This window comes from Pseudomonas sp. GM60, from assembly GCF_000282415.1.
In the GTDB taxonomy this organism is placed as follows: Bacteria; Pseudomonadota; Gammaproteobacteria; order Pseudomonadales; family Pseudomonadaceae; genus Aquipseudomonas; species Aquipseudomonas migulae.
In genome coordinates, this window is record NZ_AKJI01000027.1 from 65,986 (window position 1) to 88,793 (window position 22,808).

At 60.1% G+C, this 22,808-nt stretch carries 21 protein-coding genes, 1 tRNA gene and 1 riboswitch; of the genes, 7 read left to right on the forward strand and 15 right to left on the reverse strand.

Annotation, left to right across the window (positions count from 1 at the left end; translation table 11 throughout):
• The first annotated feature begins 23 nt into the window (after positions 1 to 23).
• The 4 genes from ctaD to PMI32_RS23830 are packed head-to-tail and all read left to right on the forward strand — an operon-like array spanning position 24 to position 3,577.
• The gene (ctaD, locus tag PMI32_RS23845; RefSeq protein WP_008025752.1) at positions 24 to 1,799 is read left to right on the forward strand and encodes a cytochrome c oxidase subunit I; all 1,776 of its coding nucleotides are present in this window, start codon (positions 24 to 26) and stop codon (positions 1,797 to 1,799) included.
• Complete coding sequence (locus PMI32_RS23840) at positions 1,796 to 2,488, forward strand: cytochrome c oxidase subunit 3 (protein WP_008025753.1); 693 nt, start codon at positions 1,796 to 1,798, stop codon at positions 2,486 to 2,488. Before ctaD ends, PMI32_RS23840 begins: the two co-directional genes overlap by 4 nt.
• Positions 2,489 to 2,494: 6 nt before the next feature.
• Positions 2,495 to 3,205, forward strand: a complete 711-nt coding sequence (locus tag PMI32_RS23835) for a heme-copper oxidase subunit III family protein (RefSeq protein ID WP_008025754.1) — start codon at positions 2,495 to 2,497, stop codon at positions 3,203 to 3,205.
• A 54-nt stretch (positions 3,206 to 3,259) separates the two neighbouring features.
• Entirely contained in the window at positions 3,260 to 3,577 is a 318-nt protein-coding gene (locus tag PMI32_RS23830) for a cytochrome C oxidase subunit IV family protein (protein ID WP_007988247.1), read from the forward strand.
• A 53-nt stretch (positions 3,578 to 3,630) separates the two neighbouring features.
• Here PMI32_RS23830 and PMI32_RS23825 read toward each other — a convergent pair whose 3' ends face one another.
• The 13 genes from PMI32_RS23825 to PMI32_RS23770 form a co-directional block, all read right to left on the reverse strand.
• Entirely contained in the window at positions 3,631 to 4,185 is a 555-nt protein-coding gene (locus PMI32_RS23825) for a hypothetical protein (protein ID WP_008025758.1), read from the reverse strand.
• Positions 4,186 to 4,475: 290 nt separating this feature from the next.
• Positions 4,476 to 4,549, reverse strand: a tRNA-Gly gene (locus tag PMI32_RS0128675).
• 174 nt (positions 4,550 to 4,723) lie between these two features.
• Positions 4,724 to 5,608 (reverse strand): alpha/beta fold hydrolase, encoded by an 885-nt coding sequence (locus PMI32_RS23820; protein ID WP_008025760.1) that lies wholly within the window; start codon positions 5,606 to 5,608, stop codon positions 4,724 to 4,726.
• 313 nt (positions 5,609 to 5,921) lie between these two features.
• Positions 5,922 to 6,614: a pseudouridine synthase gene (locus PMI32_RS23815; RefSeq protein ID WP_008025762.1), complete on the reverse strand. Its 693-nt coding sequence runs from the start codon at positions 6,612 to 6,614 to the stop codon at positions 5,922 to 5,924.
• A gap of 57 nt (positions 6,615 to 6,671) precedes the next feature.
• A complete protein-coding gene (locus PMI32_RS23810) occupies positions 6,672 to 6,866 on the reverse strand; it encodes a cysteine-rich CWC family protein (RefSeq protein WP_008025763.1) in 195 nt (64 codons plus the stop codon).
• Between the two features lie 6 nt (positions 6,867 to 6,872).
• Positions 6,873 to 8,360: a sensor domain-containing diguanylate cyclase gene (locus PMI32_RS23805; RefSeq protein ID WP_008025764.1), complete on the reverse strand. Its 1,488-nt coding sequence runs from the start codon at positions 8,358 to 8,360 to the stop codon at positions 6,873 to 6,875.
• 193 nt (positions 8,361 to 8,553) lie between these two features.
• Entirely contained in the window at positions 8,554 to 10,320 is a 1,767-nt protein-coding gene (gene atzF, locus PMI32_RS23800; RefSeq protein ID WP_008025766.1) for an allophanate hydrolase, read from the reverse strand.
• 25 nt (positions 10,321 to 10,345) lie between these two features.
• Positions 10,346 to 13,975 carry an urea carboxylase gene (gene uca / locus PMI32_RS23795; protein WP_008025767.1) on the reverse strand — a complete coding sequence of 1,210 codons (3,630 nt, stop codon included), beginning with the start codon at positions 13,973 to 13,975 and terminating at the stop codon, positions 10,346 to 10,348.
• A gap of 292 nt (positions 13,976 to 14,267) precedes the next feature.
• Positions 14,268 to 14,909: an urea amidolyase associated protein UAAP2 gene (locus PMI32_RS23790; RefSeq protein WP_008025771.1), complete on the reverse strand. Its 642-nt coding sequence runs from the start codon at positions 14,907 to 14,909 to the stop codon at positions 14,268 to 14,270.
• 11 nt (positions 14,910 to 14,920) lie between these two features.
• Positions 14,921 to 15,646 carry an urea amidolyase associated protein UAAP1 gene (locus tag PMI32_RS23785; RefSeq protein ID WP_008025773.1) on the reverse strand — a complete coding sequence of 242 codons (726 nt, stop codon included), beginning with the start codon at positions 15,644 to 15,646 and terminating at the stop codon, positions 14,921 to 14,923.
• Positions 15,647 to 15,659: 13 nt separating this feature from the next.
• Positions 15,660 to 16,448, reverse strand: coding sequence for an ABC transporter ATP-binding protein (locus tag PMI32_RS23780; RefSeq protein WP_008025774.1), 789 nt, complete (start codon positions 16,446 to 16,448; stop codon positions 15,660 to 15,662).
• Positions 16,445 to 17,260, reverse strand: a complete 816-nt coding sequence (locus PMI32_RS23775; protein WP_008025776.1) for an ABC transporter permease — start codon at positions 17,258 to 17,260, stop codon at positions 16,445 to 16,447. Before PMI32_RS23775 ends, PMI32_RS23780 begins: the two co-directional genes overlap by 4 nt.
• A 15-nt stretch (positions 17,261 to 17,275) precedes the next feature.
• The gene (locus tag PMI32_RS23770; RefSeq protein ID WP_008025779.1) at positions 17,276 to 18,343 is read right to left on the reverse strand and encodes a putative urea ABC transporter substrate-binding protein; all 1,068 of its coding nucleotides are present in this window, start codon (positions 18,341 to 18,343) and stop codon (positions 17,276 to 17,278) included.
• A 61-nt stretch (positions 18,344 to 18,404) separates the two neighbouring features.
• A riboswitch (guanidine-I (ykkC/yxkD leader) is annotated at positions 18,405 to 18,505 on the reverse strand.
• A gap of 276 nt (positions 18,506 to 18,781) precedes the next feature.
• Between PMI32_RS23770 and PMI32_RS23765 the strand changes: the two genes are divergently transcribed.
• Complete coding sequence (locus PMI32_RS23765; RefSeq protein WP_008025780.1) at positions 18,782 to 19,024, forward strand: hypothetical protein; 243 nt, start codon at positions 18,782 to 18,784, stop codon at positions 19,022 to 19,024.
• Between the two features lie 167 nt (positions 19,025 to 19,191).
• Positions 19,192 to 19,659 carry a hypothetical protein gene (locus PMI32_RS29560; RefSeq protein ID WP_008025782.1) on the forward strand — a complete coding sequence of 156 codons (468 nt, stop codon included), beginning with the start codon at positions 19,192 to 19,194 and terminating at the stop codon, positions 19,657 to 19,659.
• 124 nt (positions 19,660 to 19,783) lie between these two features.
• On the opposite strand, the gene dspII is transcribed toward PMI32_RS29560, so the two are convergent.
• The gene (gene dspII, locus PMI32_RS23760) at positions 19,784 to 20,887 is read right to left on the reverse strand and encodes an enoyl-CoA hydratase/isomerase DspII (protein ID WP_008025784.1); all 1,104 of its coding nucleotides are present in this window, start codon (positions 20,885 to 20,887) and stop codon (positions 19,784 to 19,786) included.
• A 132-nt stretch (positions 20,888 to 21,019) separates the two neighbouring features.
• On the opposite strand from dspII, the gene ung reads away from it, so the two are divergent.
• Complete coding sequence (gene ung / locus PMI32_RS23755; RefSeq protein WP_008025785.1) at positions 21,020 to 21,712, forward strand: uracil-DNA glycosylase; 693 nt, start codon at positions 21,020 to 21,022, stop codon at positions 21,710 to 21,712.
• A gap of 131 nt (positions 21,713 to 21,843) precedes the next feature.
• On the opposite strand, the gene PMI32_RS23750 is transcribed toward ung, so the two are convergent.
• Positions 21,844 to 22,806 carry an AbrB family transcriptional regulator gene (locus PMI32_RS23750; RefSeq protein ID WP_008025788.1) on the reverse strand — a complete coding sequence of 321 codons (963 nt, stop codon included), beginning with the start codon at positions 22,804 to 22,806 and terminating at the stop codon, positions 21,844 to 21,846.
• Positions 22,807 to 22,808: the final 2 nt, after the last annotated feature.

Consider the following 22,808-nt stretch of genomic DNA (forward strand, 5'->3'; position numbering starts at 1 on the left):
AACTTCGGCAGGAGGATGACGTGATGGCCTATGCGGAGCAAGCCGAAACAGAGGCACTGCACGAGCCGAAAAGTTTCCTGACCAAATACATCTGGAGTCAGGACCACAAGGTCATTGCCGTTCAATATTCCTTGACGGCGCTGTTCGTGGGTCTTATCGCCGTGGTGCTGTCCGGCTTGATGCGCATGCAGATTGGCTTCCCCGGCAGTTTGGCGTTCATGGACGCCAGTGCTTATTACCAGGCGATGACCATGCACGGCATGATCATGGTTATTTATTTGCTGACGGCCTTGTTTCTGGGAGGCTTCGGCAACTATCTGATCCCGCTGATGGTGGGCGCCCGCGACATGGTCTTCCCCTACGTCAACATGCTCAGCTACTGGTTTTACCTGTTGGCTGTCGTGGTGTTGCTCTCCAGTTTCTTTGTCCCGGGCGGCCCCACCGGTTCGGGCTGGACGCTCTATCCGCCACAGTCCATTACCCAGGGGACACCGGGGGTCGAGTGGGGCATCGTCCTGATGCTCGTCTCTCTGGCGATTTTTATTGTTGCCGCCACCATGGGCGGGTTGAACTACGTCACCACGGTGTTGCAGGCGCGCACCCACGGCATGACGTTGTTTCGCATGCCGCTCTCGGTGTGGGGAATCTTCATGGCCTCGATCATGGCCTTGCTGGCGTTCCCGGCGTTGTTTGTCAGCGCCGTCATGATGCTGTTCGACAAACTGTTGGGCACCAGTTTCTTTATGCCGGCGATCATCTCTCTGGGGCAGCAACTCGATCATCAAGGGGGCAGCCCCATCTTGTTCCAGCACCTGTTCTGGTTCTTTGGCCACCCGGAGGTCTACATCGTTGCGCTCCCGGCGTTTGGCCTGGTCTCGGACCTGATCAGCACCCATGCGCGGAAAAACATCTTCGGTTACCGAATGATGGTGTGGGCCATTATCGCGATTGGCGTGCTCAGCTTTGTGGTCTGGGCGCACCATATGTATGTCAGCGGAATGAACCCGTACTTTGGCTTTTTCTTCGCCGTCACCACCTTGATCATCGCGGTGCCGACCGCATTGAAAGTCTACAACTGGGTGCTGACCCTGTGGCACGGCGACATTCATCTGACCGTGCCGATGCTGTTTGCCCTGGCCTTTATCGTCACCTTCCTGGTCGGTGGCCTGACCGGGTTGTTTCTCGGCAATGTGATCGTGGACATTCCGCTCTCGGACACCTATTTCGTCGTCGCCCATTTTCATATGGTCATGGGCGTCGCGCCGGTACTGGTGGTGTTTGGCGGCATTTATCACTGGTTCCCGAAAGTCACCGGGCGCCTGTTGAATGACACACTGGGCAAGTTGCATTTCTGGATTACCTTCCTGGGCACCTACGCCATCTTCTTCCCCATGCACTACCTGGGTTTCCAGGGCATGCCGCGCCGTTATTACGCTTATGACAACTACGCGTTCATCCCGCAGTCGGCGCAAGAGTTGAATGCTTTCATTACGGTGGTGGCCTTGACCGTCGGCGTTTCCCAGCTGCTGTTTGTGTTCAACCTGGCTTGGAGCACATTCAAGGGCAAGCCCGCCGGCGGCAACCCGTGGGGCGCGGCCAGCCTGGAGTGGCAAACGCCGAACACTCCGCCGATACACGGTAACTGGGGCGCGAAGCTGCCGGTCGTGCATCGTTGGGCCTATGACTACAGCGTTCCGGGGATTGAACAGGATTTCGTGCCGCAAACAATCTCCGCCGAGGAGCTGGAGCAGATGCGGCAACTCAGTGCCGGACCCCGGATAGCGGACGTTAAAACATGAACAGACTGCTATTGAAAAACGCCGATGGCGCGGACCCCAACGGCAGCTGGAGTCGTGATCCCGAAGGGATTCAGTCCGCTGAAGGTGCCGATCGAAACCAGACCGCAAAAATAGGCCTGCGCCTGTTTCTGGTCGTGGTGAGTTCGTTGTTCTTTCTCTTTCTGCTGGCCTTTATCGCCCGTTCACAAATGTCTGACTGGCTACCGCTGACAGAGCCCTTGGCGCCGTTAGCCAATCCATGGCAACTCTGGGTGAATTCGGCGTTTCTGGTGTTGAGTTGCATCGCGTTGCAGTGGGCGCGCATGGCCGCTCGCCGGGCCCGGCTGAACGCAACGGTCATTGGCTTTGTAGTGGGAGGCGTATTTGCAATTGCCTTTCTGGCGGGGCAGTTCTGGGTCTGGCAGCAGTTTGTCGCCTGGGGCTATTTTGTCGCCAGCAACCCGGCCAATAGTTTCTTCTACCTGTTGACCGGTGTGCACGGGCTCCACCTGCTGGGCGGGTTGTTTGCCTGGGGCAGGACCGTCGCCAGATTCCTGAGTCACGTGCCGTTGCCGCAACTCAGCGCCAGCGTCGAACTCTGTGCCATCTACTGGCATTACTTATTGGGTCTGTGGATTGTGTTATTCGCTTTGCTGACCAGCACGCCACAGACTTATGAAGCCATCGCCAGACTCTGCGGCTTGAGGTGATCAGCCATGGCATCGCATCCACAAGCTCCAGGCGAAAGCTCATCCAATACCCTCGGCTCGCCGTCTGCACCAGGATGGCAAGGCATCGCCAATGACTGGGCCTCGGACAAGGAGGCTTTCAAGCAGGTGCCTTGGGGCAAGGCGATGATGTGGATATTCCTGCTCAGCGACACATTTATATTCACCTGTTTCTTGACCGGCTACATGTCGGTTCGCATGACCATCACCACGGCTTGGCCAAACCCCAGTGAAGTGTTCGCCTTGACCATCGGCGGTCGAGAAATCCCGTTGATTCTGATCGCCATCATGACGTTTGTGCTGATCAGCAGCAGCGGCACCATGGCCATGGCCGTGAACTATGCCTATCGCTGTGATCGCGCGAAAACCACTGCCCTGATGTTGGCGACCGCTGCCTTGGGCGTGACCTTCGTCGGCATGCAGGCATTTGAATGGAGCAAGCTCATCGCAGAAGGGGTACGTCCCTGGGGGAACCCCATGGGAGCGGCGCAATTTGGCGCCAGCTTTTTCATGATTACCGGTTTTCACGGCCTGCATGTGTCCATCGGCGCCCTCTACCTCAGCATTGTGGCGAGGAAAGTATTGCGGGGCGATTATGAGCGCTCCGGAAACTATCAAAACGTCGAGATAGCCGGGCTGTACTGGCACTTCGTGGATTTGGTGTGGGTGTTTATTTTTGCGTTTTTCTATTTATGGTAAATCCGGGACGCTGTTCATGAAGGGGAGAGCAGGATCCGCAGAGGAGCACTGATGATGGCGCATGCTCAAGGTCAGCAACATCCGATCAGCCTGTACCTGAAAATCTGGGGGCTGTTATTCGTCCTCAGTACCCTGTCGTACCTGGTCGATTACTTTCACTTCCACGGCTACCTTCGCTGGGCCCTGATCATCACCTTCATGTTGCTGAAGGCCGGTCTGATCGTCTCCATCTTCATGCACATGGCCTGGGAACGATTGGCCATGGTCTACGCCATCCTGGTGCCACCGTTGTGTTTACTGGTGCTTGTCGGACTGATGGCCACCGAGGCGGACTATGTGTTTCTCAGTCGGGTGATTTTCTTCGGTCAATAGCAAACGCCCCGGACGGCCTTGAGCCTCCGGGGACTGATCGGCAACCAATGCCTTTATATCGTTCGCTTGAACTGATGCCACCTGTGCAGCCAGGCGACTGTCCAGTGAGGGGCTGCCGTGCCTGTACCGGCGATCTTCAGCAGTGGATGGTGTTCGAGAACCCCGTCCAGAACCGGCTCTTGATTCGGCTCGACGTCCACAAAGAAGATGTGTTTTCCCTCTTCTACCACCTGTTTAAAACTGCGGAAGTGAGCGTTTGGCACCTGAATACCAAAAAAACCGCCTTCCCAGATGCAGAAGCCGAATATAACAACGGCGAGAAAGATAAAAGGCATCCAGCCTGCGACGGATTCGGTCCAGCCCAGCCAGTAGGCGCCGCCAAGGACCAGCGCGGCGAGTGGCAAACCGATCACCGCACCGATTTCGCCAGAGTGAACGACATCCTGCTCCATCAACGAGTTGATCTCGTGCAGGTGATGTTGTTCAACATCAGCCACATGTTCGCTGAGCACATGGATTTGTTCGGAATTGATGCCGTTGGCTTCCAGTTCATTTTCAACGGCTTCAAGGTCGTCGAGATTGTCACTGATGTAATAGTGTCGATTCATGCCACACCTCCCATCCCGTGCTTGCCGTAGACCTCCTCTGTCTTGCAGCTGTTTGCCGGAATTTGCAGTCGGTATCGGTACCCGTGGGCAACGCTTCTCACTTCGTTCAAGCCATGAAAAGTATAGCACTGCATGGCGTGCGGGCAGGGTAGGGGCATCGGGTCGGCTGGCCTTGCGGCAGGCTCGCGGGACTCCAGATTCCGGGCACAAAAAAACCGGTCACTTGGACCGGTTTTTTGTGTTTCTGCATCTCCCGTCAAAACCATCCTGACGTGAGACATAAATTCGATTGGAGCGGGTGAAGGGAATCGAACCCTCGTTATCAGCTTGGGAAGCTGGAGTAATGCCATTATACGACACCCGCTCAGAGCGGCTGACTTTGTACCAGATGTGCGCATGAAAATGAAGTTTTTCTTTGCGCGTGAGGGCTTTGGCACAGGTGAAACAAGACATCGGACCGGGTGACGGTCGTTCGCGGGCAAGCCTCGCTCCTACAGGACTGCATTAGGCTGCGGGACTTGCTCGCGATGACGCTGTTTCAGATGGACAATGCATGTTGGTCCTGGACGTAGTGGTAACGCGGTCGGCTTGCCTGTTGCTCAGGTTTCAGGAAACCCAGCAACGCATTGCGACTGTCTCGGCAGGCGGCTTTGTGTTCCATGTCGAGAAAGTGGCCCGTCGCATCCAGCGTCGTGAACGTGGCGTGTTGCACGTGGTTGGCGAACAAAGCCGCGCCATCGGCGGCGGTGTATTCGTCCCATTCGCCGTTCATGAACAGCACCGGCACATTGATTTTCTCCGCAGCCTTGAAGAAGCACTGGCGGTCGCTGTGCAGCAGGTCGCTGATGTGGAAGTGCATCTGCCCGTATTCATGATCGGCCAGGCTGCTGACGTGACGGTAGTTGAAGCGCTTGAACAGGGTCGGCAGGTGTTTGCCGATGGTGCTGTTCACCAGGTTGCCGACCCGGTCGCCGTCACGGCTGCCGAGGTAATCGACGCCGCGCTCGAGGTAGTCGAGCATGTGCGCGTTGATCTCCGGGGAGAACGAGCTGATCACGGCTTTTTCGATCCGTCGCGGTTGTTGGGCGAGGGCGACCAGGGTCGCGGCGCCGCCCCAGGAAAACGACAGCACGTGTTCGGCGGCGAAGTGGTCGATCAGCTCCAGGAGGATCTGCCCTTCGACTTCCTTGGTCAGCAATTTTTCATGCAGGTTGTGGGCTTTTGACTTGCCCGCGTAGGGCTGGTCGTAGCAGACCACATTGAACTGCGGGTGGAGGTTTTTCACGGTTTGTGCAAACGACGCAGTCGTGGCCATCGAGCCGTTGACCAAGATAATGGTCTTCTCTGCGGCGTCTGCGCGATAGAACTCCGTGTAAACCCGATACTGACCTTGTATATCCAGCACAGCGATTTCTGGCCTCATGTCATAAGACTCCTGGCAAGCGGGTATGCGCGCAAATGAGATTGCACGAGCTTTGTGACAGGTAGGCATATGCCTGGAATTTGAAGGCCCATGTCGATCCATTGCAGTCCGGTCGACGGGTGTTGTTATTGGCGGGCAGTCTGTCGGTCTGAGGCGGAACCTTGAGGTTCTCTAACCGACAAAAAGTTTCTTGGACGTATGTTGTGACTCGTCAGTCACATTTCGGCTGACGACCTGATTCAAGCAGGGGAGTCGGCATCGCGCAAGTGCCATTCGTAAATTGTTCGACAACTTCTGCTGAGCGGTAGGCTGCTTAGATCAATCCGATCTCTTCATCGCTCAAAGGGCGGTATTCGCCCGGTTTCAACGTGCTGTCTAGCACCAGCGGCCCCATGCGTTCGCGGTGCAGGCGCAGCACTTTGTTGTCGAAGTGGCCGAACATCCGCTTCACCTGGTGATAACGGCCTTCGACGATGCTCAGACGCGCTGATTTCGGCCCGAGCAGCGCCAGTTCGGCCGGCAGCGTGGTGAGGTCTTCGAAGGCGAAGTACAGGCCTTCGCTGAATTTCAAAGCATATTCCGGGCCGATGTCTTGCTCGGTCTCGACGTAGTAGACCTTGGGCAATTTGGTCTGCGGCTGGGTCAGGCGCCTCGACCAACTGCCGTCGTTGGTGATCAGCATCAGGCCGGTGGTGTTGAAATCCAGGCGGCCGGCGATGTGCAGGTCTTCCTTGTCCGGCTCGTCGAACAGATCGAGCACCGTGGGGTGCTCCGGGTCGCGGGTGGCGCTGACGCAACCGGGGGGCTTGTGCAGCATGAAATAGCGGGCGGGTTTGCCGAGTTGCAGCACTTCTTGATCGACTTCGACGCGGCTGAACTCCAGCACCTCGGTGTGAGGGTCGCTGACGATTTTTCCGTCGACCCGCACGCGCTTTTCCACCAGCAACAGGCGAACCTGCTTACGGTTGAAGCGGGGCAGGTTGCTGAGGAAACGGTCAACGCGCATGACAAAACATCGGCAGGAAACGGGCCGCGCATCTTACGTGATCGGCCACAAGGATGCTTACAACTGCGCCTCGACCTGGGCGCAGCGCGGGCACAGGCAGGATTTGTCGCGCAGTTCGGGCGGCAGTGCTTCGAGCACCGCCGGGTCGATGCTGACGCCGTAGCACCAGCAGGCCCGATCGGCGGTTCGCGGGTCGGCCAGGGTGCAGTCGTTGGAGGCGCCGCAGGCCGGGCAGAATTCAGGCTTGTTCATGTAGGGCTATGCATAACTGGTGTGAGGCATTTCCGCGCAGGTACGGTTACGGCCGGATTGCTTGGCCCGATACATCGCATGATCGGCGCGGGAGAGCAGGGTGTGCAAGGTGTCATCCGGTTGCAGCGTGGTCAAGCCAATGCTGACCGTCAGCTGCAAGGTGTGACCGTTGTAGGCATAAAGCTGTTCTTCGACATGCTGACGAATTTTCTCGGCAATCATCAGACCGGTCTCACCGTCCGTGTCCTTGAGCAGCACGATGAATTCCTCGCCGCCCCAACGGCAGACGATGTCGGAATGGCGCAGGCAACTCTCCAGATCCCTTGCGAAGCCGATCAGCACCTGATCGCCGGCGAGGTGACCGTAGGTGTCGTTCAAGGCCTTGAAGTGGTCCAGATCCAGCAGCAACGCGGTCAGCGGTTTCGGTTCGCGTTGGGCTTCGTGCATGGCTTGTGCGGCCAGCAGATCGAAGCCGCGACGGTTCGGCAGTTCGGTCAGGCTGTCGAGGGTCGCCTGCGCCTGGATCTTGCCCTGATAACGCTTGATCACCCGGTTGAGCAGGGCCAGCACAGTCAGGGTCACGAGCAGGCAAATCACCAGGTTGAGGTACAGCGACTGGCGGATTTCGTTGAGGGCGCCGTCTTCGCGTTTGTCGACGAACAAGTACCAGTTCAGTTCTGGAATGAAGCGCACGTTGAGGAAATGGCCCTGGCCCTGGACGGAATATTCGTAGCTACCGCTGTGGGGCTTGGGCAGCTGGTTGACCAGGCCTTTCATGCTTTCCAGGTCGTTGAGTTTCTGGCCGATATGCGCGCCCTGCGGGCCACCCTCGGCACCGGTAAGCACCAATCGGCCGAAGCTGTCGACGAAATACACACTGCGTTGATAGCGCTGTTGATACTTGTCGATCAGCTTGATCACCGCATCGACGGTCAGACCAACGCCTGCCGCGCCGATGAAACGGTTGTTGTAGTCGTAGACCTTGTAGTTGATGAAGAACGTCAGGTTGTCCTTGTTGGCCAGGTCCGGGTCGACGTTGATCTCGTAAGGGGCAGCCATGTCACGCACGCGGAAATACCAGGCATCGCGCGGCTCAGTGACCTTGACCTGCTTGAGCACACCTTTGGCGTGGTAGTAGGTGAGCGTGCCGTTGGAGACGAAGAATGCGGTGTAGGCGCCGTAGTGGGTCATGACCTCGTTGAGGTAGCGGGTCATCTGGTCGGGGTCGTGTTCGCCGTTGACCACCCAATCACGCATGAAGGTGTCGCGGGACATCATCGAGGAAATCAGGATTGGTCTGACGAGGTCTTTCTGAATTTCCGAGTAGACCGTGTCCGAAGTCAGCGGCAGCTCGGTGTTGACGATGTTGTCGCGGATCGAGGCGCGCGAGGCGTAGTAGCTGAGAAATGACGTGGCGAGAAAACCTGCGCCCAGCAGCGCGATCAGCGTGAGGACCAGCGAACGTTGCGAATACAGCGGCGAGTGAAGCAGCATGGCGATTCCGTTGGCAGTGACCCGTTGGGGAGCATTCTAGTGGCACTGCGGGGAAATAACTGCGGGATTTGTGGGGTGAATCGGCGAGGATCAGGTCTTGTGGTGCCTGTGCTGACGTCTTCGCGGGCAAGCCTCGCTCCTACAGGGGATTGCGTAAACCTGTAGGAGCGAGGCTTGCCCGCGAATCGAAAGATCACCTCAAATCTGTCAGGTACGCACGCCATCCACCCAAATGACTGATGTCCACCGCCCCCTCCAGCCCATACGCCTCGCAGATAAACCCACTCTCCCAACGCCCATCCGCCAGTTGCACCTTGCCCAACCCCAGCGGTGCCGGAATCCCGGTCAAAAACGACCCCAGTTCACTGCTCGGCAACTCCCAGACCTCCACCGCAATCGCTACGCCGCCATCCTTCACCCGCACCATCCCCGGACGAAACGGCGGGCCACCGGCCAATGCATACAGTTGATAGTCCGGCGAGCTGAAGGTCGTCTCGACCAACGTCGCACCGCGCCGCTTCAACTGCCAGTTCAGCGCCAACCCATCCAGATGCGCGCCACACACCACCAGCCGTGCATGATCGTTACGCGCGACCGTTGCGGGCGCAGGAGAACGACGCTGAAACGCATCCGCCACACTCAACAAATACTGATCGGTAAACGCCCGGCCAAACACCGTCACGCCCCACGGCAAACCATTGCCCATGAACCCGCTCGGCACCGCGACGGCGGCGTAATCGAGCAGGTTCATGAAGTTGGTGTAGTAACCCAGTTCCGAATTGCGCAGCACCGGCTCAGCCTCAAGCTCCGCCAGTGTGACGGGACGGCCGATGGTTGGCGTGACCACGCAATCGAGTCCATCCAGCGCCTTGTCGCACAGCGCTTTCAAGGCTTGCAGCCGATATTGGGCGCGGAAGGTTTGCACACCGTTCACAGCCGGCGCCTTGGCCAACACCGCACGAATCACCGGCAACACCGCTTGAGGATTTTGCTCCATCAACTCGCCGGCGACGCTGTAGCGCTCCGCCACCCACGGGCCTTCATACAGCAGGCGCGCCGCTTCAAGGAAAGGCGACAAATCCAGTTCCACGGCTTCACCGCCCAACGCCTTGAGCCGGTCGATGGCATCGCCGAACAACAGCGGACCTTCAGGGCAACCGAAGAACTCCAGGTCCTGCGCACGCGGTACGCCGAAGCGGAAGGGGCGCGGTGTGCCGAACGCCGAGCCGTCATTCCACAGCGGATTACGTCGGCTGTATTCGTCCCGTGGATCGAGATGCGCGGTGAGTGCCAGCAATTGACTGGCTTCCCGAGCCGTCGCGGTAAAGGTCGTGACGCAATCGAGCGTACGACAGGCCGGCACCACGCCCGCCGTGGAGATCAACCCTTTGGTGGCTTTCATCCCCACCAGATTGTTTAACCCCGCCGGCACTCGCCCCGAGCCCGCCGTGTCCGTGCCCAACGAAAAACTCGCCACGCCCAGCGCCACCGCCAGCGAAGAACCGGCGCTGGAACCGCCTGACGGATACTCCGGCAACACGCTGTTCGGGCACGCGCCATACGGCGAGCGGCTGCCGTTGAGGCCGGTGGCGAACTGGTCGAGGTTGGTCTTGCCCAGCGGAATCGCGCCCAGCGCCAGCAATTGCTCGACGATGGTCGCCGACTGCTGCGGCACATAGGCAAATGCCGGGCACGCTGCCGTGGTCGGAATGCCCGCCAGATCGATGTTGTCCTTGATCGCGAACGGCACGCCGTACAGCGGCAGGCTGTCGATATCGCGGCCGTCGAGCGCGGCGAGGTACGGCTCCAGTTCTTCAATGCTGAGCAAATGAATGAACAGGTGATAGTCCGGGTTCAGGGCGGCGGCTTTATCGCGCAGGGCCAGCAGCAGCTGTCGCGGTGTGATGCTGGCGTCGCGATAAGCGCTGCGCAGGGCGTCGAGTTGCAGATTGATGGGCATGAAGTGAGTCCTTTGCAAAATGGGTTCAGTCGAGTTCCAGCACCACGACGCGCTGTCCGGCGCGCACGGCCGACCCCGGTTGCACGCGGATTTCGCGTACCACGCCGGCCATCGGTGCGAGCAGCGGGATTTCCATCTTCATCGACTCCAGAATCACCAGCACATCGCCGGCGGCGACGCGGCTGCCGGTCTCCACCTGGACCTGCCAGAGGTTGCCGGCGATGTGGCTGTCGACGCTCATTTCGCCACTGGCCAACGGTGCGTCTTCGGTCGTTTCCGGGGCCGCTTCCTCACTGTCGAAGTGGGCCTGGCCGCTGGCGATCCAGCGCTCGCGCTCGGCGTTGAACGCGCCTTTCTGTTGATCCCGAAAAGCTGCAATGCTCGAGGACTCTTTGGTCAGGAACGCCTGGTAATCCGCGAGGTTCAACTGGCTGTGTTCGATGTTCAAATCGAAGCGCCCGAGGGGGAAATCCCGACGGATGCGCAGCAGTTCATCGGCGCTCACCGGGTAGAAACGGATCTGGTCGAAGAAGCGCAGCAACCACGGTTTGCCATCGAACGCGGCGACTTCGCGGTAGCGGTTCCACATCTGCAACGTGCGACCGACGAACTGATAACCGCCGGGGCCTTCCATGCCGTACACGCACATGTACGCGCCGCCGATGCCCACCGAGTTTTCCGCAGTCCAGGTGCGGGCCGGGTTGTATTTGGTGGTCACCAGGCGATGGCACGGGTCGAGCGGGGTGGCGACCGGCGCGCCGAGGTAGACGTCGCCCAGCCCCATCACCAGATAGCTGGCGTCGAACACCGTGCGCTGTACTTCATCGAGGTTCGGCAGGTCGTTGATGCGGCGGATGAACTCCAGATTGCTCGGGCACCACGGTGCGTCCTTGCGCACGGTGGTCATGTATTTCTCGATCGCCAATTGGCAGGCCGGGTCGTCCCAGGACAGCGGCAGATGGACGATGCGCGAGGGCACTTGCAGATCCTTGGCGGCGCACACCGCGTCCCATTCACCGGCGACGATACCGAGCAGATCGGCCAGCGGCAGTTGCTCGGGTTGGTAGTGCACTTGCAACGAGCGGATGCCGGGTGTGAGGTCGATCACACCGTGCAGGTGTTTGCATTCCAGGGCTTGCATGAGGGCGTGGGCGCGGAAGCGCAGGACCAGGTCCAGTTCCGGTGCGCCAATCTCAAGCAACAGGTGCGTATCCCCCGACAGTCGCGCAACCAACCGCGTATCGTCCTGACCCAAATCCAAAACCACAGGCGATACAACCCCCTGTAGGAGCCGGCTTGCTGGCGATGAAATTGACGCGGTGTCTGTTAGGGCCCCATCGCCAGCAAGCCGGCTCCTACAAGGGGTATTCCATTTCAGGGCGAGGGTGCGGGCGGTTTTGATATCGACTGGCGAGAACTGCACTTTGTCCCCGGCCTTGAGCTGGCCGAGTTGCCAAAGATCCGCCTCGATCACCGTCACCGGGCACACAAACCCGCCGAGGCTCGGGCCGTCCGGCCCCAGAATCACTGGCATGTCCCCGGTGAAATCCACGGCGCCAATCGCGTACGGATTGTCGTGAATATTCGACGGGTGCAGCCCCGCCTCACCACCGTCAGCACGCACCCATTCCGGCTTCGGCCCGATCAGGCGCACGCCGGTGCGGCTGGAGTTGAAATGCACTTCCCACTGCGTCTCGAAAAACGTGCCGATGTAGTTTTCGGTGAAATATTCCGGTGCGCCATGGGGGCCGTAGATCACCCGGATTTGCCGCACGGCAGGCAGCTCAGCAATTGCAGGCAGTTGCTCGCCGACGCTGTGATCGGTCAACGCCGGCACATGCAACACATCACCGGCCCGTAATGCGCGACCACCATGGCCACCAAACTGTCCGAGGGTGAAGGTGCTTTTGCTGCCCAGATAGTTGGGCACCTGCAGTCCGCCGCGCACACACAGATAGCTGCGGGCGCCTGCGCCAGCAATCGTGCCGAGACTCAACGTAGTGCCTGCCGGAACCAGCAGCGCCGTGTTCATCGCCACGGTTTCACCGTTCAACGTCAGCGGAATCACTGCTCCGGTGACCGCCACCACCGCGTCGCAATTGAAGCGCAGCAACGGCCCGCTCATGGTGATTTCCAGCGCGGCGGCGCCTTCGTCGTTACCCAGCAAAAGGTTGCCCAATCGCAATGCGCGACTGTCCATCGGCCCTGACGGCGGCACGCCCACGGCCCAATAACCGAGTCGCCCCGGATAGTCTTGAACGCTGGTTTGAGTGCCGGCGCTGAGCACTTCAAAAGTGTTGGCCTGATACACCAGACCTTCGAGGCAACGGGTCCACGGTTGGCCGCTGGTGAACGGCGCGTCGAGCAAAATCTGCCGCAGGTAGTCGCGGTTGGTTTCCACGCCGTAGAGCTGGCTGTCGCCCAGTGCTTGATGCAAATCCGCACGCGCTTGTTCGCGGGTCGGCGCCCAGCAGATGACCTTGGCGATCATCGGGTCGAAGTACGGCGGTATCTCGCAACCGGCCTCGACCCAGGTGTCGATCCGCAGCTGTTTGCCGTCGGCGGTGGGGAAGTTCACAGCCGTCAGCAAACCGGGGCTCGGTTGAAAATCGCGCCCCGGATCTTCCGCATAAAGCCGCGCCTGAATCGCATGCCCCTCGGCTTTCAAACCTTGGCTCAACACGCTCAACGGCGGCAAATCACCCGCCGCCAGTTCCACCATCCAGCGCACCAGATCCACGCCCCACACCTGTTCGGTGACGCCGTGCTCCACCTGCAAACGGGTGTTCACTTCCAGAAAGTAGAAGCGCTGGTCTGCGCTGTCGAACACAAATTCCACGGTGCCGGCGCTGCGGTAGTTCACCGCTTTTGCCAGTTTGATCGCCGCCGCGCACAGCTCATCGGCCATGCCGTCGGGCAGGTTCGGCGCCGGGGTTTCTTCGAGGACTTTCTGGTTGCGCCGTTGTACCGAACAGTCGCGCACGCCGAGGGCGATCACTTCACCGCGACCGTCGCCGAACACTTGAACTTCCAGGTGTCGGGCGCGTTGGATGTACTTCTCGATGAACACGCCGGCATCGCTGAAATTGTTTTGGCCGAGGCGTTTTACGGCTTCGAAGGATTCACTCAACTCGTCAGCACTGCGACACACGCGCATGCCGATGCCACCACCACCGGCAGTGCTTTTGAGCATTACCGGATAGCCGACCTGATCGCCGGCGATCAATGCCGCGTCGAGGCTGTCGAGCAGCTCGGTGCCTTCGAGCATCGGCACGTCGTGTTGCTTGGCCAGGGCGCGCGCGGTGTGTTTGAGGCCGAACACGCGCAACTGTTCTGGCGTCGGGCCAATGAATGCGATATTGGCCGCCTCGCAGGCTTCGGCGAACGCGGCGTTTTCCGAGAGGAAACCGTAGCCGGGATGGATCGCCGTGGCGCCGCTGGCTTTGGCGATGGCGAGGATTTTATCGACCGCCAGATAGGTGCCGGCGGCCGCGCCTTCACCGAGGCTGTGGGCTTCATCGGCATGCAGGATGTGCAGGCTCGCGGCATCGGCTTCGGAGTAAACGGCGACACCTTTGACGTGCAGTTCACGCAAGGTGCGCAGGACGCGGCAGGCAATGGCGCCACGGTTGGCAATCAGGACTTTTTCGAACATGGCATAACCCCTGGAGGGGATGCGGGCCGTCCCGCAGTTTTTCGTTGGGCGCCGGGGTCGTCCCCGGCGGAAAAAACCAATTCACTTCAAACCACCACCGACCCCTGTAGGAGCGAGCCTGCTCGCGATGGTCGTGAACGATTACGCGTAAAACCAGATGCCCCGCGGCGCACTTGGGTTTTTCGCGAGCAGGCTCGCTCCTACAGTGGGTGGTGGTGTTCCTGAGGTTTGAGGCACTGCCCGGAACGGGCCTGGCACAGGGCAAACAACCAGCGACGCAGACGGTTCAGTTTCAATTCCATACCAGCAGCTCCGCAGGCGTAGGGTTGTAGGCATTGCACGGGTTATTCAGTTGCGGACAATTGGAAATCAGCACGATCACGTCCATCTCCGCCCGCAAATCCACGTACTTGCCCGGCGCCGAAATACCGTCCTCAAAGGTCAGCCCGCCATCCGCCGTGACCGGCACGTTCATGAAGAAGTTGATGTTCGGCCCGATGTCGCCCTTGCCCAGTCGACCGTCGTGGACGCAGGCGCGCAGGTAGTTGTCGCGGCAGCTGTGCATGTAGCGTTTTTCCAGGGCGTAGCGCACGGTGTTGCTCTCTTGCGCGCAGGCACCGCCGAGGGTGTCGTGGCGTCCGCAGGTATCGGCGACGATGGTCAGCATCGGTTTGCCGAGGTTGGAATAGAGCACGCTGCCGGTGCTCAGGTAGACGCTGTTCTGCCGGCGCAAGGTGCGTTGCACGTCGTAGCGTTCTTTCGGATTGGCGACGCTGTAGAACAGCGTATCAATCGCCTGATTGCCTTCCAGGTCGAGGATGCGCAGGGTCTGGCCGGCCTTGACCTCCATCAGCCACGGTTCGCCGGCGGGAATGGTGGCGCGGTAGACCGCTGTTTCTGGATGCTTTTGAGCGGTAGCGATTGCGAGTGACATGGCAGCGATCCTCAGGCGAACAGGCGGTCGGTGTTGATGAAGCCGCGCTCGTTTTCCGGGCGCGAGGTGCGGCAGTGTTCGGCGACACTGGCGTCTGCGTTCATCCAGCTCAGCTTCAATGGTTTTGGTGCGTATTCCGGCGACGGGTCCATCGGATGTTGCAGGGCGGTGAGCACCACAAGCGTGTCCATCGGCGCGTACAACTCGATGTAGTCGCCGGCCCTGGAGTTGCCTTCGACGAAGTGAAAACGCCCGGCTTCATCGACGTTCACGCGGCTGAACAGGTTGAGGGTCATCAGCAAGTCCGACAGGCCCAAACCCCATTTGCCGAGTTCCACCAACAGGTTGTCGGTGCCGTTGCGGAAGAAGCCGTTGCGCAGTTCCTGATAGCGGCCTGCGCCGTATTTTTCCGCGACTTCTTCAGCGCACAGCACGCCGCCGAGGCTGTCGCTCCAGCCGCAGGTGTCGGCGGTGATTGCCGCCAGCACGCGGCCCATGTCCGAGTACAAACAATGGCCCGTGGTGAGCTTGGCGGTGTGTTGGCATTTGAGGCTGTCGGGCAGGTTCAGGCGTTCGGTTTTTTCGTTGGCGTTGAGCAGCGTCAGGCTGACGTTGGCGCCACCGCGCAGGTCGGTCAGGCGCAGCAATTGGCCGCGTTTCAATACGAAGGAGCGATGGCCGCCGCCGGGGAGCATTTCCTCGGCGAAGGGCGGGAACAGTTGGGTCGAATCAGTCATGTGAAAAATCCTCTTATGCGGTACGAAGCGTGCCCGCCAATTCAGTCGGCAGAGCATCGACGGCGGCGCGCGTGGCGCGGCGGTCGCTGTTCAAAGGGATGTCGTAAGTGATGCGCGCGCCATAGGCGCCGGGGGCGTGCGGGTCGACGCGGACCTTGTCGAATACGAGCAAGCGGGTGCCGAGGCTGAAACCTTCGGACAGGTCGTGGGTGACCATGAACACCGTCAGTTGCGTCTCGCGCCACAGCTCCAGCAGCAAGGCGTGCATGTCTTTGCGGATGCCCGGATCGAGCGCGCCGAACGGTTCGTCGAGCAGCAACACGCGGGGTTTCATGATCAGCGCCTGGGCGATGGCCAACCGTTGCTGCATGCCGCCGGACAGCTGCGCCGGGTACTTGTCCAGCGAGTGGCCGAGGCCGACCTTTTGCAGCAGCACCGAGGCCTGTTCGCGGGCGTCTTTTTTAGCGCTGCCGAACAGGCGCCCAAGCAGCGGTGAGCGCGGCAGTTCGAGGCCGAGGGCGACGTTGTCCAGCACCGTCAGGTGCGGGAACACCGAGTAGCGCTGGAACACCACGCCACGGCTCGAATCCGGTTCGCCGGCCAGCAGTTGACCGTCCAGCAGAATCTCGCCGCGACTGGCGCGTTCCTGGCCGAGCAACAGGCGCAGGAAGGTCGATTTGCCGCAGCCCGACGCGCCGACCAAGGTGCAGAACTCACCCTCGTTGACGTTCAGGTTCAAGCCTTCGAGCACCACTTGATCGGCGTATTGCTGCCAGACGTTTTTTACCGTGATGAAGCTCATGCGCGGGCTCCTTCATACCAAGGGAACGCACGTTGAGTCAGGCGCTTGAGGCCCCAATCCATCAGCCAGGCGAGCAGGGTGATCCACACCACGTACGGCAGGATCACGTCCATCGCCAGGTAACGGCGCACCAGGAAAATCCGGTAACCGAGACCGTCGGTAGAGGCGATGGCTTCGGCGGCGATCAAGAACAACCACGCCGAACCCAGCATCAGCCGCAACGAGATCAGCAGGCGCGGCAACAATTGCGGGAGCACCACGCGCAGCATCAGCGTCCAGGTCGAAGCGCCGAGGGTCTGGGCCTTGATCAGCAACTCGACCGGTATTTCCCGGGCGCGTTGTTCCAGATCCCGCGCCAGGCACGGGGTGATGCCGATGACGATCAGCATCACTTTCGATAACTCCCCCAGTCCAAAGACGATGAACAGAATCGGCAGGATCGCCAGCGGCGGCACCATCGACAGCACCGTCAGCAACGGCGACAACGGCGCGCCGAACAACGGCAGCGTGCCGGCGGCGATGCCCAGGCACAACCCGGCCAACGCGCTGATGCCGAGGCCGATGGCCAGGCGACGCAGGCTGGACGCGGTGTCCTGCCACAGCACGTATTCGCCGGTGCGGCTGTCGGCGGTGAACGCCAGGCGCTTCACCGCGTCGGTCATTTGCACGGCGCTCGGCAACAGCTTGTCGTTAGGGTTGTCCAGCAGCCGTTCGGCCGAGCCCATGAAGTAGGCGAACAGCACCAGGGCGAACGGCAGGATCACCAACAACAGGCGACTCGGGCGATCCGGGTGGCGATTGATCAGGCGCATGGCCAGGTCCTCTTGTTACAGCTTGGCGTCGGCAGCCATCTGCACGTAACTCGGATCGAAGCGAAGCTTGAGGTTGCTCTTGTCGCCGCTGGTCACGCCGTTGGCGAAGGCCATGCCGACCGCGCTGGTGTCCTTGGCGCCTTCACCGAGCAAGCCGTGCTGGAAGGAAAACTCCGCGACCTTGCGCATGGTTTCCGGCAGTTGCTTGCTGGTGGAGAACGCCAGGGCTTCTTGCGGCGTGGCGAACAGTTTGGTGGTGTCGAGTTGCGCCTGGAAACCCGCGAGGTCAGTGCCCGAGGCCTTGGCCATGTGTTCGAGCGCAGCCTTGCTGGCGGCGTTTTTCGCGTTCATCAACTCGACCACTTCGAACCAGGCGCCGGTCAGTGCCTTGCCCAGGGCCGGGTTGTCTTTGAGGGTGGCGCTGTTGACCACCATCATGTCCATGATCTCGCCGGGGATCTGGCTGGAATTGAACACTTCGGTCACGCCCGGCTTGGCCTTGATGTCCGAGAGCATCGGGTTCCAGGTGGTGACGGCGTTGACCTGCTCCGTGTTGAAAGCGGCGGAGATGTCGGCGTCGGAGGTGTTGACCACTTTCAGGTCTTTCTCGGTGAGGTCTACCGAATCCAGGGCCCGGGCCAGCAGGTAATGGGACACCGAGAGCTCGACCAGATTGACGTCCATGCCCTTGAGGTCGGCGACTTTCTTGCCGTCGCCTTTGAGCACGATGCCGTCGTTACCGTTGGAAAAGTCGCTGACGATCAGCGCGGTGCTGTCGACGCCGCCGGCGGCCGGAATGGTCAGCGCGTCCATGTTGGTCATGGTGCAGCCGTCGAACTGGCCGGCGGTGTATTGGTTGATGGATTCGACGTAGTCATTGAGCTGCACCACATCAATCTTGATGCCGTACTTCTTCGCCCATTTGTCGACGATGCCTTGGCTGCCTGCGTATTCCCAGGGCATCCAGCCGGCATAAATGGTCCAGCAGACGCTGAAGTGGTCTTTTGGCGCGGCCTGGGACGAGACGCTCACGATGGCTGCGAAGGCAGCGGCGAGGAGGGCGGGTAAACGAAGTCGGGACATGGTGGTTCTCCAGTTGATCAAGGGCGGGCAGGAGTCAATGCGGCACCGCGAACGGTGGCTTGTCTCCCGGGCTTTTGTCCCGCCGTGTAACCTCAACTGGAGGTCGCCAACTCTCGGACCAGCCACTCGCGTTAGCGAGCCGGAACCCTAGTCAGCCATTGCAAATTGTGGTGCCGCGAACCTGTGATGACTCCTGCACGGGTTTGCTAAAGCGAGAGCCGTGCCAAGTCGCTCGAAGCGCTCTGGGCCGGGGGATTGCCATTTTTCGGGAGGGCGCAAGGGCCGTTCGCTGCTTTGTGATGGTGCGCCCGTGCACTGAGATGCAGCGTGGCTGGCCGCTGATCCGAAGGTCGGGCGTCGTCCGGCACTCGCCAACGCATTGCCAGTCAAAACAGGTGTCAGCCGGCTGTATCGGCTGTGGTCTTTCAGGAGGCCGCCATGTTTCGTCGACTGTTACTGGGCGTTGTGCTCGGTGTCGGGTTGTCCGGCTGCTATTACTACGCCGGCACCTACGACGTGTATTCCACGCCTTATTACTATCCCGGCTATGCGCCGTATTCCTACTATTACGGCCCGCGTTATTACTATGGCCCGCGCTTTTACGGTGGCTATCGCTACTACTATTGGGGCGGGCATCACCCTCGTTATTACGGCGGTGGATACCATGGGCGGCACCATTAATCAGCGGGTGAATAGATGAAAAACCTTTCATCGGCTAGATGTTTCAACTTGTTTCAAGAGCGCACCGGATGTCGAAAACGATGTCTGATCTTTCGACAGTCACCGAATAATTGACTGTCGCTCGCCAGCGTCGCTGGTGTGGCTCACTCGCGGTCCAGGAGGCCGCCATGCTCTGTCGAAAACAGCTCCGCCCAATTCTTCTGATGGCTGTATTGGGATTGTCACTTGGCGCGTGCGTGCCCTATGCCGATGGAGGAGGCAGCTACTACAGTTCCGAGGTTTACACGTCCCCCGCGCCGTACTACTCAGATGGCGGGGGTTACTACTCCAGTGGCGGTTACTACACCTCGCCGCGCCGGTATTACTCACCACCGGCTCGCTATTACCAGCCAACGCCGCGGTACTACTACCAGCCGCGGGTGTATCAACCGGCACCGCGTTATTACCAGCCTTCGCCACGAAGCGATTACCGGGCGCATCAGGGGCGCGGTTGGGACGGCAATGGCCGGGGCGGTTGGGATGGCCGTAACCGTGGCAATTGGAACAATGATTACCGTGGTGGCGGACGCAATCACGGTGGACGAGGTGACCACTACGGTCGCGGCGATCACTCTGGCCGAGGCAGCCACCGATAACATGAGTTGAATGCAATACCTGTGGGAGCGGGCTTGCTCGCGAAGGCGGATTGTCAGTCACATCATTGATGAATGACAAACCGCCTTCGCGAGCAAGCCCGCTCCCACATTTCGTTTTGTGACCTTACAAATCCGCCAGCGGATGCCGGCCTTCCCAGACCTTGCGAAAATGCGCCTCCACCACCGTATCCGGCACGTGATTGATATCAGGCCAATGCCAGTGCGGTTTCTGGTCTTTGTCGATCAACCGCGCACGCACGCCTTCGCTGAACTCCGGATGCCGGCAGCAGTTGAGGCTCAAGGTGTATTCCATCTGGAAAACCTGAGCCAGCGACATATGCCGGGCGCGGGCGATCTGTTGCCAGATCAGATGAGCGGTCAGCGGCGAACCTTCACTCAGGGTCCGCGCTGCGCGGCTAAGTACCAAGTCCGTGCTATCACGCTGTTGGCTGATGGCTTTCCAGGCGCAACGTACATCACTGACATCCAGCAATTCGTCGATCTGCTGGCGGCGCGGCAGCCACTGGGCTTCGGGCATTCGCGCCAGCGCTTCCTGCTGCAGGGCCTTGAGCAGGCTGTTGAGCTGCATCGGCGTCTGTTCTTGCCAGTTCAATTGCAGCAAGCCTTCGATCAGCTCTTCTTGCTGTTCATCGAGCAGGAAGCGGTCGGCCAGGCACAGATCGATCGCATCGCGACCGTTCATGTGCGCGCCGGTCAGGCCGAGGAACAAGCCGAGCTTGCCGGGCAGGCGCGACAGAAACCAACTGGCACCGACATCCGGATACAAACCAATGCTGATTTCCGGCATCGCCAAACGGCTGCTCGGGGTGACAATGCGGATGTTCGCGCCCTGCAGCAGGCCCATGCCGCCGCCGAGTACATAACCGTGACCCCAGCAGATCAGCGGTTTCGGGTAGGTGTGCAGGCTGAAGTCCAGCCGGTATTCCGCTGCGAAGAAAGTTGCGGCCAGCGGGGGCACTACGCCGGGGTGCGCGCGACAGGCTTCCACCAGGCTGCGCACTTCGCCACCGGCGCAAAAGGCCTTGGCGCCATGACCGCGCAATAGCACGCAGACGATTTGCGGATCCTTGGCCCAAGCGTCCAGTTGATCGCGCAGGGCGTTGATCATTGGCAAGGACAGGGCGTTCAGGGATTTTTCGGCATCCAGGCTGGCAACGCCGATGCGGGCGCCATCGGTGCCGGTGAGTTCTTCGAAGTGCAGATTCATCGTGACCTCGATCGGGAATTTGAGCGTTCAGTATGATCGCAATGCAGGAAAGTGCCGGATCTGCGTCAGATCAATTGACAAGCGTGATGGGGTTTCCTAGGGTTCGCCCCATTGTTTTTGCCGGATGTAACCATGACTGCTGACGACCGTATCAAACTCGAACCGAGCTGGAAGGAGGCACTGCGTGCCGAATTCGACCAGCCCTACATGGCAGAGTTGCGCGATTTCCTGCAACAGGAGCGTGCGGCCGGCAAGGAGATTTATCCGCCGGGCCCGATGATTTTCAACGCGCTCAACTCGACGCCGCTGGACAAGGTCAAGGTCGTCATTCTCGGTCAGGATCCGTATCACGGGCCAGGCCAGGCCCATGGATTGTGCTTCTCGGTGCAACCGGGCGTGCCGGCGCCACCGTCGCTGGTGAACATCTATAAGGAGTTGAAACGCGACCTGAACATCGACATTCCCAATCACGGTTATCTGCAGAGCTGGGCCGATCAGGGCGTGTTGATGCTCAATACCACCATGACTGTCGAGCGCGCCAATGCCAATGCGCACAAGGACAAGGGCTGGCAGTTTTTTACCGACCGGATCATTGAAGTGGTCAGCCAACAGCAACCGCATCTGGTGTTCATGCTGTGGGGCGCACATGCCCAGAGCAAACAGAAGCTGATCGACGCGACCAAGCATCTGGTGCTGACGTCGGTGCATCCGTCACCGCTGTCCGCTTATCGCGGGTTTCTCGGGTGCGGGCACTTCAGCCGGACCAACAAGTTTCTTGAGCAGAATGGCGAGACGCCGATTGATTGGCGGTTGCCGCCGGTTTGATGGGTTAGCAGGGCGGGCCCCATCGCGAGCAGGCTCACTCCCACACTGGATCTCGGATGATCACAAAATTTGTGTTCACTGGAGATCCAGTGTGGGAGTGAGCCTGCTCGCGATGGGGGCGACTCGGTCTATCAGACCGAATCCGGATTCCGATTCCAATACTTGAACAACGGCTCCGCCAGAAACAACACAAACAACAGCCGCATCACCTGCATCGCCGTCACCAGCGGCACCGACAATTGCAGGGTCTCCGCCGTCAGGCTCATCTCCGCAATCCCGCCGGGCATCATGCCCAGGGTCAGCGAACGCAAATCCAGATGTGTCAGCGCACTCAATCCCAAGGCTGCCGCCGTGGCGATCAACATGGTCAACACCGTACCAATCAACGTCCGCCCCATAAACGAGGGCGCACGCCGGAAAAACTGCCGATTGAAGTGGCAGCCCAAGCCACTGCCGATCAGCCATTGGCCAATCTGGCTAGCGCCGTTGGGCAAACCAATGTGCAGATCCCAACCAATGCTCACCGCCGCACTGACCAACAACGGCCCGAACAGCCACGGGTTGGGTTGACGCAAACGTTCCCAAATCCACGCTGCCAAGGCGCCCGCCGGAAATAGAAGGGCCAGCCACCACCAGTTGACGGCCGTCGGATGAAAGACCGGCACGCCGTCGCCCAGCAAATACTTGAACGCCGCCGGTACGCAAAGCACCACCACCAGCACCCGCAGGCTTTGCCCGGCCGCTACGCGACTGAGCACCGCGCCATTGCGTGCGCCAAGGTTGACCATCTCCCCTGAGCCGCCGGGCATGCTGGAAAAGAATGCGGTGGCGCGATCCTCACCGGTACGGCGCATCAACCAGACCCCGACCACGGCGGACAGGCTGGTGATCAACGCACCGAAGAAGATCAGGCCAAAGTGGCTCAACACCTGCTCCATCACCACCGGGGTGAAGTGCAGGCCGATGCCGATGCCGACGACCCACTGGCCGACCTTGCGGCCGCCAGGGATTTCGGCCAATTGCCAGGGCGTCAGGCAACGCACGAGGATGATCGCCAGCAACGAGCCGACCATCCACGGCAGTGGCCAGCCGATCT